The organism is Sphingomonas sp. RS6, from assembly GCF_054489705.1.
Genome location: NZ_JBTMWM010000007.1, coordinates 132,432 through 145,864 on the forward strand (window position 1 = coordinate 132,432; position 13,433 = coordinate 145,864).

Genomic DNA, 13,433 nt, shown 5'->3' on the forward strand with positions numbered 1-13,433 from the left:
TCAGCGATATTCGACGAGCGCGTCGCGACGCAGATCGCGCAGCATGCGTTCGGCGCGGAGATTGACGCGTTGGTCCTCAAGCTGCTCCTGCACCTGTTCGACCGAAGGCAGGTTGGCCGCCACCGGATCGTCGCGGCCACAGATCACCAGCACGCGCACGCCATCCTCGATCGATCCGAACGGCTGGGTGGACTGGCCGATCTGAAGCGGCAGGATCAGGTTCTGCAGCGCCGGCGGCAGATCGCGGATGACGATGTTGTCACGATCGACGACATCGGCCTTTTCCGCCGCCGCCACCTTGTTCACATCGCCGCAGCCGCGGATCGCCTGGGTCGCGGTGGCGAATTGCGCCGCCCGGGCGCTGGCCTGTTCGGCCGTGGTGCCCTTGGGGAAGTTGATCGACAATTGCCGCAGGCTCAGCTTGGCATCGCGCGGATCGGGCATGCCGACCTGATGCTTCTCGGCGAGATAGATGATCGAGAAACCGGCGGAAAGCTGGATCGGCCCGGCGACCTGCCCCGGCGACATTTCCTGCACCGCCTTTGCCATCGCGTCGGGCAGCATCGCCGGCTGGACCCAGCCGAGATCGCCGCCACGGGCGCGCGTCGAGCTCTGCGAATAGGTGCGCGCAAGGTAATCGAAGGGGGTGCCCTGGCGCATCTGTTCGATCATGCGCTGCATGTTCGCGACTTCTTCAGGCGCGGTATCGGGCGTGGTGTTCCGATAGATTTCGTAAACGTGATATTCGTCGGCGCCCTTCTGCGCGGTCAGGCGATCGATCATCGCCTTCACCTCGGCCTCGCCGACATTGACGTTGACCCGGCGCCGCAGCAGCCGGCTCCAGGCGAGTTCGGCCTCGATCTGGCGCTTGATCGAACGTTCCGACGAGCCGATCTCGCGCAGCCAGCTGCGCATCTGATCGGGTGTGCGCTGGAACCGCGTCGCCACCCGCGCGAAGCTCTGTTCGACTTCCTTGGGATCGACGGTGATCTCGTTGGCCTTGGCCTCCTGGATCTCCAGCGTCTCGTCGATCAGCTGGCGGAGCATCGCGAGGCGAAGCTGCTCCTTCTCCTCGGGCTTCAGCGTCAGCTTCTGCATGCCGACCACCAGCGCGACGCGGTGATCCACCTCGGTGCCGGTGATCACATAATCGTTGACGATCGCGGTGGGCTTGCGAATGTTGGGATCGGCCTTGCCGAAGATCTCCATCGTGCTCGGCAGATCCAGACCGGTCTGCGGGAGCGACTGCGCATCCTGATCGGGCACCGTCTGTGCGATCGCCGCCGTTGCCATTGCCGCAACCGCTGCGCCTGCAAACCATTTGGCGCCCGCACCGACCACCTTGCCGAAACCGATATTCACGTGAGAACGACCCTCATCCCAATATAGTGCGGAACGTTTAATGGCGAAATGTGCCTGAACCAAGGCTTAGCGGGCCCCGCATCCCGCTCCGCAGCGTCAGCGGCCCAGATTCTTGAACGCGAACGTCAGCAGGAAGGAATTGCCCGCCTGCGCATCGCCCGTCGTCGAATAATAGCGCTGCCACGTCAAGCCGAGACGCAGGCAATCATCTTCATAGAGAATGCCTAGACGATGGCGAAGCGGCTCGAACCCGTCGGATTCGGAAAGCGGGTCTTCGTGCCGGTCGGTCAGGTCGATCAGCGTCGATCCCGAAATCGCCCAGAAACGCGCAAACTTCATCCGTGCGCCGAGCCGCAGTTCCTCGCGATCCTGCAGATCCTCGAGCGCGGTGTCGATGTTCCGGTTGAGCCGCAGATAGCCAACCTGGACGTACGTAGCACGCGAGCCAAGCGCCATGTCGATTTCGTTGCGGCGAACCGCGAGCCCGTCCTTGTCCAGCCGGTAGCGGTGCGTGAAGCTCACGAAGTCGTGAAAACGCACCACCGTCCGCCCGACAATGTCCGACAGCCGGTCGTTCAGCCCGGTGCCGTCCGGTAGCAGCGTCGGTCGCGACGTCAGCCGATAGCTCTGGCCCACATTGGCATCGATGCTGATGCCCGGCAGGTTCAGCGCGTAATCGAGACCATAGGTGAAGCGGGTCGAATCCTCGAACCGGTCATAGCCCGGGAAGCGATTGAGCGCGAACAGGTTGGAATCTTCCAGATCGACCGCGCGCGCGTCTTCGTTGGGCACTTCCATGTTGGCGATCTTGGGAGCGGCGACGACCTGCACGCGCGGCGTCAGCTGTTGCGTGCCGCCAAGGAACCCGCCGATGAACGGCCATTTGACGTCGACCGCCGCCGCCGCGATGCCGCGCGTGTGGAAGCCCTCTTCGCCGCGATAGCTTACGATCGAGGTCGCGAGCGTGTCGTTCGTGTTGTAGATGTCGCCTCGGGTATAGGCGGTAAAGGTCACCTCCTGGCCCCAATCGGTCAGGCGGCGCAGGCTCCATTGCGCGCTCGCAAACGCACGCTGCGTGTCCTGCCCGCCGGTTCGGGTGAGGGCGAGCGTGTTCAGCTGAAACTCCAGCTGGCCGCCCAGCAGCCCGTCGTCCATCCGCCGGCGATAGTCGATTTCGGGCAGTGCGATCGGCTGAAGCCCCTGGCGATCGCCGACGCGCAGCGTCTGGACCGCCCAGGCATTGACCGCGAAATAGCTGTCCGCGTCGATCCGCTCGACGCGCCCATTGCTGCGCAGCCGGTCATCGCGCGAGATGTCGTAGCGGCGCAGGAACGTGCGATCGGACGCGACCCGCACCGACGTGCTCACGCCCCAATTCTCGTCGAGCTGATAATTGCCCAGCACATCGATATAGCCGCGAAAGTCGTTCTTCGACGTGCTCGGCGTCACCGGCACGGTCAGATCGTCGGCGCGTCGACTGTAGGTCGCATAGCCGGTGACGCTGAACGCGCCGAGGCTGTTGAGCTCGCGATAGTCGGCCTGAACCATCGGCTGCGTGTCGGTGTAGACGCGTGGCGTGACGGTCAGGTCGCGATTGGGGGCGAGGCTGAAGAAATAGGGCAGGGCCAACTGAAAGCCGTTCGCGCGATCATAGCGCGCATCGGGGGTCAGCAGGCCATTGGCGCTTTCGCCACCCGCCGGGTGCGAAAAGGCCGGCAGTGGCAGCGTGATGACATCGAACAGCGAAATCCGTGCGCCGCGATAGCGCAGCCGCTGGCGATCGGGGTCATAGGTTACGCGCGCGGCGGTGATCTTCCACGACGGGTCCTTCGGGCACCCCGCGCTGCTGGTGACGTCGCAGGGGGTATAGGCTGCGTTCTCGACGGTGATGACGCCGCCGTCGTTGCGCGATCCGCGCCGCGCGGCGATCCTGCCGCCGGCATCGAGCACGACCAGCATGTTATCGACAACGCCGTCCTTCAGCGTGTCGGTGAGTTCGATGCGGTCGCCATAGGCGGCGTCGCCCTGCGGGTTGACCACGGCAATATTGCCTTCGGCGATCACCTGGCCGGTGCGGCGATCCCAGATGACCTTGTCCGCGCGTAACCGGTTGCTCTGGCGATACATCCGAACGTCGCCGCTTGCGGTCACCACGTCGGCGTTCATGTCGTAATCGATCGCGTCGGCGGTGAACTGCACCTGATCGGGATCGTCGGGGAGGGGCGTTTCCGGTGGCGGCGCCGGCTCGACCGGCCGGTCCTGAAGGTCCGGTTCGCGCGCTTCGACGGCCGGCGCATCCTGCGCGGCAGGCGAGGCGACGGAGCCGGGTTGCTGCTGGGCGTGCGCCTGCGCGGCCAGGCAGAGGCCGAGCGCGGCTGATACCAGCATCGCCTTGCGCGTCACGTAAACTGCCACCGCTTCAACCACTCCCCAGAACGCAGAACTGCCGCCCTATCGTAGCGACTGCGGCACCGCAACGGCGCGTGCATTGGCGTCGGCGCATTGCCACGCTAACGCGGGCGCGATGCAGGTTGATTTCTATCATCTAACGCGAGCGCCGCTCGATCGCGTGCTCCCGCAACTCGCCGAAAAGGTGTTGGGCAATGGCGGGCGGCTGCTCGTGGTCGCGGCCGATCCGGTGCTGCGCGCCAGGATCGATCAACTGCTGTGGACCTATGCGCCCGGCAGCTTCCTGCCGCATGCCGAGGCGGGCGGCGAGCACGACTCCGATCAGCCGGTGCTGATTGCCGATGCCGCAACGCCCGTGAACAGCGCCGGCACAATCGCGATCGTCGACGGAACGTGGCGGGACGAAGCGCTGGCATTCGGCCGGGCGCTCCATCTTTTCGACGATTCCGCAATCGACGCAGCGCGCGCTGCCTGGCGCGGCCTGGGTGCGCAGGAGGGCATCGAGCGGCGATTTTGGAAGCAGGACGAGGACGGCCGCTGGGTCAAGATCACCTGAGCTTGCATTGATGCGGGCAGCCGACTAGGGAGCCGGCCATTCTCCACCCTTTCTATGACAGGAGCCGCACGGCCATGGCCGCGACCCGGACCTTTTCGATCATCAAGCCCGATGCCACCCGCCGCAACCTGACCGGCGCCGTCACCAAGATGCTGGAAGAAGCGGGCCTTCGCGTCGTCGCTTCCAAGCGCATCCAGATGACCCGCGAGCAGGCCGAGGGCTTCTACGCGGTTCACAAGGAACGCCCGTTCTTCAACGATCTAGTCGAGTTCATGATCTCCGGCCCGGTGGTCGTGCAGGTGCTGGAAGGCGAGAATGCCGTGCAGCGCAACCGCGACATCATGGGCGCCACCAATCCTGCCAACGCCGAGCCGGGCACGATCCGCAAGGAACTGGCCGAATCGATCGAAGCGAATTCGGTCCATGGTTCGGACTCGGAAGAAAATGCGGCGATCGAGATCGCCTATTTCTTCAAGCCGGAAGAAATCGTCGGCTGATCCTTTCGCCGGCAAGCCAATCAAAGGCCCCTCTCCGCCAGCGCGGGGTGGGGCTTTTTCGTTGGGAGCAATACCGCGTCAGCGCGGCAGGACGATACGGGCGGCAAGACCGCCCTCGCTGCGATTCTCCAGCGAGATCTGGCCACCGGCATCGAGCACGATCGCCCGCGCCAGCGCCAGGCCCAGGCCGATCCCCCCCGTGTCGCGATTGCGCGACTGTTCGAGCCGGGTGAACGGATTGAATACGGTCTCCAGCTTGTCGGCTGGAATGCCTGGGCCGCGATCGGCGACCTCGATGACGACATGGTCGGGATCGGGCAGCAGTTGCACCTCGGCGCCACCACCATATTTGACGGCATTTTCGATCAGGTTGCGCACCGCGCGGCGCATCAGCGTCGGCCGGAGGCGCATGGCGAGACGCGGCGCCTCCGCAAACGCGACATCGTGGCCGAGATCGCGGAAATCTTCGACCACGGCATCGACCAGTGCCGCAAGATCGACATCGGTGATCGGCTCGCTCGGGCGGCCCAGCCGGGCGAGGGAGAGAATGTCGTCGAGCGTGCGGCTCATCTCGTCGATCGTGTCCGCCATGCGTGCGCGGTCGTCCTCGTCCTCGACCGATTCGATGCGAACGCGCAGCGCCTGCAACGGCGTGCGCAGATCATGGCCGATCGCGCCGAGCATCCGGTCCTTTTCGTCGAGCATCGCGGTCACGCGGCGGCCGAGCGCGTTATAGGCGCCGATCAGTGCACGAACGTCGCTGGGGCCGCGTTCCTCCTGCGGCGCGGCGCCGTCGCCGGGGCGAAAGGCGCGGGCGGCGGCGGTGAGCGTGCGGAGCGGCTGGGCGATGCGCCGGCCGGCAAGCAGGACCGGCACGAGCACGACGATATACAGGATCAGCGTCTGGGCGATCAGTTGCCATATCAGCGCAAGGTCGCTGCGCGGCCATGCCGTCTGGAGCGTGAGCCAACCCTTGCCCGGCAGCTCGACCGCGACGAGGAGTTCGGCGCCGTACCGTCGTAGCCGCTCCGCCCGAATCGCGCCGATCTGGCGCGGATGAATCCTGCTGGGGTCGACCGGGCGGACCGCTGCGATGATGTCGCCCATTTCGAGCCCGCCCTCGGCCAGGCCGCGACGCAGATCGGCCTCGATGTCCGGGCGTCGGCCAAGCGCCCCCGGTATCGGGTTGGTCGGATGGAGTTGAACGCGGGTGCGCGGATCCGAAATGAAGCGCCCCGTCGGGACTGCCGGGGCGCCAGGCGCCTGGCCCTGGCGCACGATGACGAGCCGGTCGGCGGCGTCGGCGAGCCGTGTCACCGCGGGCACGATGACCTGTGCAAAGCGGGCGAGCTGGCGTTCGCGGAGCAGCATCGTGAAATTGATCGCCTGGGCGGCGAACAGCGCGACCGCCACCAGCAGCACGATCTGTCCGATCAGGCTGGTCGGATAAAGGCGCCTCAAAGCCGGGTGACCTCGGCGGCGAGCGTGTAGCCGCCGCCCCACACCGTCTTGATGATCGATGGGTTGCGCACGTCCGGCTCGATTTTCTTGCGAAGGCGACTGACCTGATTGTCGATCGCGCGATCGAATGCCGCGGCCTCGCGCCCTTGGGTAAGATCGAGCAACTGGTCGCGCGTCAGCACCTGGCGCGGGCGAGTCACGAGTGCATGAAGCAGATTATATTCGCCGGTCGAAAGCGGCACCGAGACCCCGTCGCGATCGATCAGTGTACGCTCGCCGGTGCGCAGCACCCAGCCGGCAAAGGCATAGGATCCGGTCTCCGGCGCGTACTGCTTTGCGCCGCCACCCGACCAGCGACGCAGCACAACCTTGATGCGCGCGGAAAGTTCGCGCGGGCTGAACGGCTTCACGACATAGTCGTCGGCGCCCATTTCGAGGCCGACGATGCGATCGGTTTCCTCGCTGCGCGCGGTGAGCAGGATCACCGGAACCTCGCTCGTTTCGCGGATATGCCGGCACAGGCTGAGCCCATCCTCGCCGGGCATCATGATGTCGAGGATGACGAGATCGATCGCATAGGCGTTGAGCCGCGCGCGCGCGCTTTCGGCTTCGGCCGCCTGGGTGACGCGGAAGCCCTGCCTGGTCAGATATTGGGCGAGCGGCTCGCGGATCGAGCGCTCGTCATCGACGAGCAGCAGATGGGGGACTTCGGACATGGGCGACGACTAGCAACTCGAGCAGCAGGATGGAACGTGCCGGGAAGCCCCGGGGGGTCCGATCGTATCGAGGCGGGCGCACAGGGGGAGAAGCGCCTGCTGATCCCGACGGGGGCACGGGATCGTCCGATGCAATCGCCGGGGCGGCCCCGGCACGTTCCGGCTCAGGTCACTCGCCGTCGGGCGGCGGAGGACCATCGGCAGGCGGCGGCGGACCTTGCCGGCCGCCGGGGCCGCGCATCGCCATCTTCTGCCGCGCCGCAGCGCGTTCGGCGGTATCGATCTTGCCGTCGTGATTGGTGTCGATCATGTCGAACAGCCGGTTGGCACGGGCATGTTCCTGATCGAGGGTCAGTTCGCGGTCGCGCGGCATGCGCTTTGCCATCCGGGCGCGCATCGCGTCGTGAAATGCGGCGCGCTCCTCCGGCGTGACCTTGCCGTCGTGATTGGCATCCATTTCCTTGAAGCGGGCATCGACGTCCGCAAGCATTTCGGCACGAGTGACCACGCCGTCCTTATTGGCGTCGGCCTTTGTCATGGGATCGGGGCCGGGGCCTTGCGGTCCGCGGTCCTGCACGGCTGCGTGCCCCGCCCCCGCCAGCAACGTCGCGCCGAGTGCCGCGATCGTGAATTGTCTCAACATCGTCAATCTCCTGAACTGCGTGCCGGGGGAGGGGGCGGCCCCCGGCACAGCGCCTTTCTGGGGGCCAACTGTCTCAGCCTTTTGTCAGCGCGCCAGTAAAGTGTCGCAATTTGTCGCGGCATATCGGTGCGGGAGCAGGGCGTTGTGAAGGGCCGTCGGGGGCTGCGATCCATTGTCTCTTTTGCGCAACAGCGCCGATCCAGTCGTATTTTGCAACTTTAGTTCTGCTTGACGTCTCTGTGTTCAGGCGCTGTATTCGAGGATAGGGTATGGAGCCGCCAAGTGCTCCAGCCACGTGGAGAGGACTAATCATATGCGGCTACGCCTTTTGTCGGCTTGTGCAGCGTCGGCTCTCGTCATGGGGCTGGCGACGCCTGCCCATGCCCAGCAGAGTGAGACGGACGAAACCGCAGCAACGACCGCCGGCGAGGACCAGGTCGATGCCGGTGCTGCGAACGAGATCATCGTGACGGCGCAGGGACGCGCGCAGGTGCTGGCGGACGTGCCGCTGGCGGTGTCGGCGATCAGTTCGGAGGCGCTTTTGCAGACCGGCGCCAACGATATCCGCGCGCTGAACCAGATCGCGCCATCGCTGCTCGTCTCGTCGACGGGATCGGAAGCCAATGGCTCGGCGCGTATCCGCGGCATCGGCACGGTCGGCGACAATCCCGGCCTTGAAAGTTCGGTCGCGGTGTTCATCGACGGCGTCTATCGCTCGCGCTCCGGCATCGGCCTCAACGAACTGGGCGATCTCGAACGGATCGAGGTGCTGCGCGGTCCGCAGGGCACGCTGTTCGGCCGCAACGCCTCTGCCGGTATCATCAACATCGTGTCGAAGTCGCCCGAGCCGACCTTCTCGGCGGGCGGCGAGGCGACCTATGGCAATTACAACCAGATTCGCCTGCAGGGGTTCGTCAACGCGCCGCTGACGCAGAGCCTGTCCGGGCGGATCGATGGCGTCTATTCGAAGCGTGACGGCTTTTACCAGGATGTCACCAACGATCGCGACGTGAACAACCGCGATCGCTTCTTCCTGCGTGGCCAGTTGTTGTTCGAACCGTCGAGCGACCTGCGCGTCCGGCTGATCGGTGACTATACCAAGCGGACCGAGGATTGCTGCGGCGCCGTCTATGTCGACCAGTCGATCAACCCGTCGGTCGGCCAGCTCAATTCGCCCACCAGCAACAACATCGTCCGCGTACTCCGCGATCTTGGCCAGCCGATGGCGGCGTTCCAGAACCCCTATAGCCGCGATCTCTATATCTCCCCGGGCCGCAGCTATGGCGGCAGGACCGAGGACTGGGGCGCATCGGTGCAGGTCGACTGGACGCTGGGCAATGCGACGCTGACCTCGATCACCGCCTATCGCAGCTATTTCGCCAGCCAGGGTGCCGATACCGACTATAGCTATGTCGACATCCTCTATCGCGCGCCCAACGACGACTCGTCGCGCGGCTTCAAGACGTGGAGCCAGGAACTGCGGTTGCAGGGGACGGCGTTCAACGAACGGCTCGACTGGCTGGTCGGCGGCTATTTCGCCGACGAAGACCTGACCGTCGTCGACAATCTTCGTTTCGGCAGCCAATATGGACGCTTCGCCACCTGTCGCATCGTTTCGGGCAGCGCGCTGGCGGCGCTCTATTCGCCGACCTCGGCCGGCTGTCTCGCCGCGCGCCCGGCTGCGTTCGGCGCAGCCTCGCCGTTGATTTACGCGGCGTTCGACCGGCTCGACGGCATCAACGATCGCGGCACGACGCGTGACCATTATCTACAGAACAGCCGCAACTGGGCGCTGTTCACGCACAACATCGTCCACCTGACCAACCGGCTCGATTTCACCCTGGGCCTTCGTTACACCAATGAGCGCAAGCGGCTGACCGCGACCTTCGGCAACGACAACACCGCGTGTACCGCGAACCAGGCTTCACTGCTGCCGCTTCGTTCGGTCGCGTCGCTGACAGGCGTCGTCGATGCGCTGATCGGGCTTTCGTGCCAGGGAAACTCCACCGCCGAGCTCGACGGCGTGTCGATCCATGACGAGCGCAACGAGGATGAATTCACCGGCACCGCGATCCTCTCGTACAAGCCCACTGACGACCTGCTGCTCTATGGCAGCTATTCGCGCGGCTATAAGGCAGGTGGCTTCAACCTTGATCGCTCCGCGCTCAAGGCGCCGATCGCCACCTTTGCGTCGGTTGGTGGGGCGCAGGCGCTGGTCGGCAATCTCCAGTTCGCGCCGGAAATCAACAACGCCTATGAAATCGGCCTGAAATATTCGACGCGGGCGTTCAGCCTGAACATCTCGGCATTCCGCCAGGAGTTCAAGAACTTCCAGCTCAACACGTTCAACGGCACGGTCTTCCTCGTCCAGAACATCAATGGTTGTACGAGCGACCTGAATGGCGGCGATCGTGACCAGAGCAAGTTCAGCGCGGCGAACAATTACAACGCATCGGCAAGCACGACGGGCGTGTGCCCCTCGGGCGACGTCAGCTACGGCGTGCTGTCGCAGGGCGTCGAGCTTGAAGCGTCGCTGGTGCCGGCACGCGACTTCCGGGTCGGGCTGGGCCTGACCTATGCCAAGACCGAATATCGCGATCAGCTCGTTGGCAGCGACAGCGGTGCGCCGCTCGACCAGGCGCTGCGCGAGTTGCCGGGCAAAAATCTGTCGAACGCGCCGGAAGTGGTTGCGACCGCATCGGTGGCGTGGACGCCGCCGATCGGCAATTCGGGGCTGAGTGGCCTCGTCTATTTCGACACGCGCCTGACCAGCGACTACAACACCGGATCGGACCTGTTCCCGCAGAAGATGCAGGATGGCTATCCGCTGGTGAACGGCCGCATCGGCATTCGCGGCAAAGACGAACGCTGGGCGATCGAGCTCTGGGCGCAGAACCTGTTCGATCAGAACTTCACCCAGGTCATCTTCAACTCGCCGTTCCAGGAGGGTGCGTCCTCCGCTCCCTTCATCGATCCGCAGTTCCCGGGCGGGCGGCAGATTTTCTCCGCCTATCTGGCCGAGCCGCGGACTTATGGTCTGACGGTGCGCACGCGCTTCTGAGTCGTCACGGCAGGGGTGCGGGCCGGGAGGAGACTCCCGGCCCGTTTTTTATGCCGGCGAGGCCCCGAGCACGCGATCGTCGAACAAGCCGAACGCAAGCGTCGAGGCATAGAAGGCGACGGCCTGCTCGCGCGGCATGGTGCTCGCCCATTTGCGCATGTCGAACGCCGCATTCTGGATCGCCATCAATGCCTGGCTGGCGACGAGCGGGTCGATCGGTCGGATCGTGCCTTCTGCGATCCCATCGGACAGCATGCCGGCGAAGCGGCGGGCGATCCGGTTCGACCGATCGAGCATCGTGTCGCGCACGGAAAGCGGCAGTCCCGACAGCGCCGTGGTGCGCAGCAATGGCCCGCGTTCGGAAAATTGATAATCGAGCAGCGCGGCGATCGTGCTTTCCAGCCGCTCCCAATGGGTGCTGCCGTGGCGCTCCCCCAGGCGTTGCGCATCGGCAAGAATGTCGAAACTGCGCTGGTAGCAGGCGATCACCAGATCGTCCTTCGCGTCGAGATGGTGGTAGAAGCTGCCCTTGGTGACGTTGAGTTCGGACGCGATGCGCTGCACCGAGGCACCGCGATAGCCGAGTTCGTTGATCAGGCGGGTGGCGGCCAGCAGGAACGCCTCGCGCCCTGGTTCGGGTTCTTCATGGATCAGTTCGAACGGGTGAGGCTGCCAACGCTGACCAGGTGCCGCGATGCCGTGGCGAAACACGTCCATCAGTCGCTGCTCGACACGCGGATATTCATCGACCTCGTAGCGCGTCATCCAGGCGTTGAGCCAGAAGCTGTTTTCCAGCAGCACATGCGCGCGCGCGCCGCGCAGCACGGTTTGGGCGCGCGTGCCGTCGCTGCCCCACAGGCTGCGCGTCTTGCGGAAAACGTTGCGCCATCCGGTGAGCAGCTGCCCTTTCAGAGGCTCTTCCATTGCGCGAAGGTCGGAAAGAATTGCGACCGCCCGTTCCTCATCGCGCGCGATGCGGGCCAGCCTCTCCATGTTGATGTTGAGGAAGCGGGCGACCCGTGCCTCGGGCGTGGATTCGAGCAGCGCCTGATCGAGTATGGCGTCGAGCCAAGCCAGCGTCTGTTCGAACGCCGCAGCGGCGAGATCCTCCTTGCGCTTGAAATAATAGGTGACGGACGTGGTGTTGAGGCCCACCCTGCGCGCGACATCGGCAAAGGTCATGCCCTTGGCGCTTTGTTCGTTGATTGCATCGGCGGCGGCGGCCAGGATGGCGTCGCGCTTCGCCTGGAATCGCTTGGTGCTGGTGGCGCTTGCAGCTTCGGTCTTGACGGGATCAGGCATCAGTCCAGCTTAGCCGCTTCGTGTGGCCGCCGGAATTGTTTTTTGAAGATCGCGCTTGTCGTTTTTCGAGGCGCATGCCCCTTTACCGAATATCGGGTACGTTATAAGCCGATCAAATAGATCGGGAGAGCGATGCGATGGACTTCACGCCGAGTGAGCGCGAGACGCGTTACCGCGATCGGGTGAAGGCCTTTATCGACGCCGAAGTGCGGCCGCGCGATGCGGAGTATCGCGCGGCCGCCGCGGCGGGCGATCGCTGGGCCGTCAACCCGGTGCTCGAACAGGTGAAGGCGCGGGCAAAGGCGGCCGGGCTCTGGAACCTTTTCATGCCGCCGCATTCCGGGCAGCAGCATGTCGACGAGCAATTCGCGTTCGAGGGTGAGCAACTCACCAACCTCGAATATGCCCTTTGCGCCGAGGAGATGGGTCGGGTCGACTGGGCCTCGGAGGTGTTCAATTGCTCTGCGCCCGACACCGGCAACATGGAAGTCCTGCACCGCTATGGCACGCTGGCGCAGAAGGAGGCGTGGCTGCGCCCGCTGATGCACGGCGAAATCCGCTCCGCCTTTCTGATGACCGAGCCGGCCGTGGCATCATCGGACGCGACCAATATCGAGACGCGGATCGAGCGCGATGGTGATCATTATGTGATCAACGGCCGGAAATGGTGGTCGTCGGGCACGGGCGACCCGCGCTGCAAGATCGCGATCGTGATGGGCAAGACCGATTTCAGCGCTGCCCGGCACGCCCAGCAGAGCATGATCCTGGTGCCGATGGACACCCACGGCGTGACGATCGAGCGGATGCTTTCGGTTTTCGGGTATGATCACGCGCCGCACGGTCACGGCGAAGTCCTGCTTCGGGACGTGCGCGTGCCGGTGGACAATCTGCTGCTCGGCGAGGGGCGCGGGTTCGAGATTGCGCAGGGCCGGCTCGGGCCGGGGCGGATCCACCATTGCATGCGGACCATCGGCGTCGCCGAAGCAGCGATCGACGCGATGGCGAAGCGGCTGGTGAGCCGCATCGCCTTTGGCAAGCGCATCGCCGATCATTCGATCTGGGAACAGCGCGTCGCGCGCGCGCGCATCGATATCGAGATGACCCGGCTGCTCTGCCTGAAGGCCGCCGACATGATGGACAAGGCGGGCAACAAGGCCGCGCAGCTCGAGATCGCGATGATCAAGGTGCAGGCGCCGATGATGGCGCTCCAGATCCTGGACGATGCGATCCAGGCGCATGGCGGGGCGGGCGTTTCGGGCGACTTCGATCTCGCGCATCATTGGGGCAGCGTGCGCACGCTGCGGCTGGCGGACGGACCGGACGAGGTTCATGCGCGGGCGATCGCGCGCGCCGAGTTTGGCAAGCACGCGCCCGCCGCTCGCGATCGGGTTTCGTCAGGTGAGCTGGGGGTCAGCCGATGAGCACG

Annotated in this window: 10 protein-coding genes; 4 read left to right on the forward strand and 6 right to left on the reverse strand. The window is 65.0% G+C overall.

Annotated elements, in window-relative coordinates; translation table 11 throughout:
• On the reverse strand, positions 1 to 1,293 hold the full coding sequence (locus ACX40Y_RS13670; RefSeq protein WP_459120173.1) for a peptidylprolyl isomerase: 1,293 nt from the start codon (positions 1,291 to 1,293) through the stop codon (positions 1 to 3).
• A gap of 165 nt (positions 1,294 to 1,458) precedes the next feature.
• Positions 1,459 to 3,750: an LPS-assembly protein LptD gene (locus ACX40Y_RS13675; RefSeq protein WP_459120174.1), complete on the reverse strand. Its 2,292-nt coding sequence runs from the start codon at positions 3,748 to 3,750 to the stop codon at positions 1,459 to 1,461.
• A 136-nt stretch (positions 3,751 to 3,886) separates the two neighbouring features.
• Between ACX40Y_RS13675 and ACX40Y_RS13680 the strand changes: the two genes are divergently transcribed.
• Positions 3,887 to 4,327, forward strand: coding sequence for a DNA polymerase III subunit chi (locus tag ACX40Y_RS13680; protein WP_459120120.1), 441 nt, complete (start codon positions 3,887 to 3,889; stop codon positions 4,325 to 4,327).
• 74 nt (positions 4,328 to 4,401) lie between these two features.
• Positions 4,402 to 4,824 carry a nucleoside-diphosphate kinase gene (ndk, locus tag ACX40Y_RS13685; protein WP_459120121.1) on the forward strand — a complete coding sequence of 141 codons (423 nt, stop codon included), beginning with the start codon at positions 4,402 to 4,404 and terminating at the stop codon, positions 4,822 to 4,824.
• A gap of 78 nt (positions 4,825 to 4,902) precedes the next feature.
• Here ndk and ACX40Y_RS13690 read toward each other — a convergent pair whose 3' ends face one another.
• The 3 genes from ACX40Y_RS13690 to ACX40Y_RS13700 all read right to left on the reverse strand — a co-directional run bounded on the left by ACX40Y_RS13690 (position 4,903) and on the right by ACX40Y_RS13700 (position 7,644).
• Positions 4,903 to 6,285, reverse strand: coding sequence for a sensor histidine kinase (locus tag ACX40Y_RS13690; protein ID WP_459120122.1), 1,383 nt, complete (start codon positions 6,283 to 6,285; stop codon positions 4,903 to 4,905).
• Positions 6,282 to 7,001, reverse strand: a complete 720-nt coding sequence (locus ACX40Y_RS13695; RefSeq protein ID WP_459120123.1) for a response regulator — start codon at positions 6,999 to 7,001, stop codon at positions 6,282 to 6,284. The genes ACX40Y_RS13690 and ACX40Y_RS13695 overlap by 4 nt, the downstream gene beginning before the upstream one ends.
• A gap of 169 nt (positions 7,002 to 7,170) precedes the next feature.
• Complete coding sequence (locus ACX40Y_RS13700; RefSeq protein ID WP_459120124.1) at positions 7,171 to 7,644, reverse strand: EF-hand domain-containing protein; 474 nt, start codon at positions 7,642 to 7,644, stop codon at positions 7,171 to 7,173.
• 313 nt (positions 7,645 to 7,957) lie between these two features.
• On the opposite strand from ACX40Y_RS13700, the gene ACX40Y_RS13705 reads away from it, so the two are divergent.
• Entirely contained in the window at positions 7,958 to 10,705 is a 2,748-nt protein-coding gene (locus tag ACX40Y_RS13705) for a TonB-dependent receptor (protein ID WP_459120125.1), read from the forward strand.
• A 48-nt stretch (positions 10,706 to 10,753) separates the two neighbouring features.
• Here ACX40Y_RS13705 and ACX40Y_RS13710 read toward each other — a convergent pair whose 3' ends face one another.
• Complete coding sequence (locus ACX40Y_RS13710) at positions 10,754 to 12,007, reverse strand: TetR/AcrR family transcriptional regulator (RefSeq protein WP_459120126.1); 1,254 nt, start codon at positions 12,005 to 12,007, stop codon at positions 10,754 to 10,756.
• A gap of 137 nt (positions 12,008 to 12,144) precedes the next feature.
• On the opposite strand from ACX40Y_RS13710, the gene ACX40Y_RS13715 reads away from it, so the two are divergent.
• Complete coding sequence (locus ACX40Y_RS13715) at positions 12,145 to 13,428, forward strand: acyl-CoA dehydrogenase family protein (RefSeq protein ID WP_459120127.1); 1,284 nt, start codon at positions 12,145 to 12,147, stop codon at positions 13,426 to 13,428.
• Positions 13,429 to 13,433 lie beyond the last annotated feature (5 nt).

What these genes read in the sequence shown, in the direction of transcription:
- ACX40Y_RS13670 (WP_459120173.1), bottom strand. Translation starts at nt 1,293, where the DNA reads ATGGCAACGGCGGCGATCGCACAGACGGTGCCCGATCAGGATGCGCAG.
- ACX40Y_RS13675 (WP_459120174.1), bottom strand. Translation starts at nt 3,750, where the DNA reads ATGCTGGTATCAGCCGCGCTCGGCCTCTGCCTGGCCGCGCAGGCGCAC.
- ACX40Y_RS13680 (WP_459120120.1), top strand. Translation starts at nt 3,887, where the DNA reads ATGCAGGTTGATTTCTATCATCTAACGCGAGCGCCGCTCGATCGCGTG.
- ndk (WP_459120121.1), top strand. Translation starts at nt 4,402, where the DNA reads ATGGCCGCGACCCGGACCTTTTCGATCATCAAGCCCGATGCCACCCGC.
- ACX40Y_RS13695 (WP_459120123.1), bottom strand. Translation starts at nt 7,001, where the DNA reads ATGTCCGAAGTCCCCCATCTGCTGCTCGTCGATGACGAGCGCTCGATC.
- ACX40Y_RS13700 (WP_459120124.1), bottom strand. Translation starts at nt 7,644, where the DNA reads ATGTTGAGACAATTCACGATCGCGGCACTCGGCGCGACGTTGCTGGCG.
- ACX40Y_RS13705 (WP_459120125.1), top strand. Translation starts at nt 7,958, where the DNA reads ATGCGGCTACGCCTTTTGTCGGCTTGTGCAGCGTCGGCTCTCGTCATG.
- ACX40Y_RS13710 (WP_459120126.1), bottom strand. Translation starts at nt 12,007, where the DNA reads ATGCCTGATCCCGTCAAGACCGAAGCTGCAAGCGCCACCAGCACCAAG.
- ACX40Y_RS13715 (WP_459120127.1), top strand. Translation starts at nt 12,145, where the DNA reads ATGGACTTCACGCCGAGTGAGCGCGAGACGCGTTACCGCGATCGGGTG.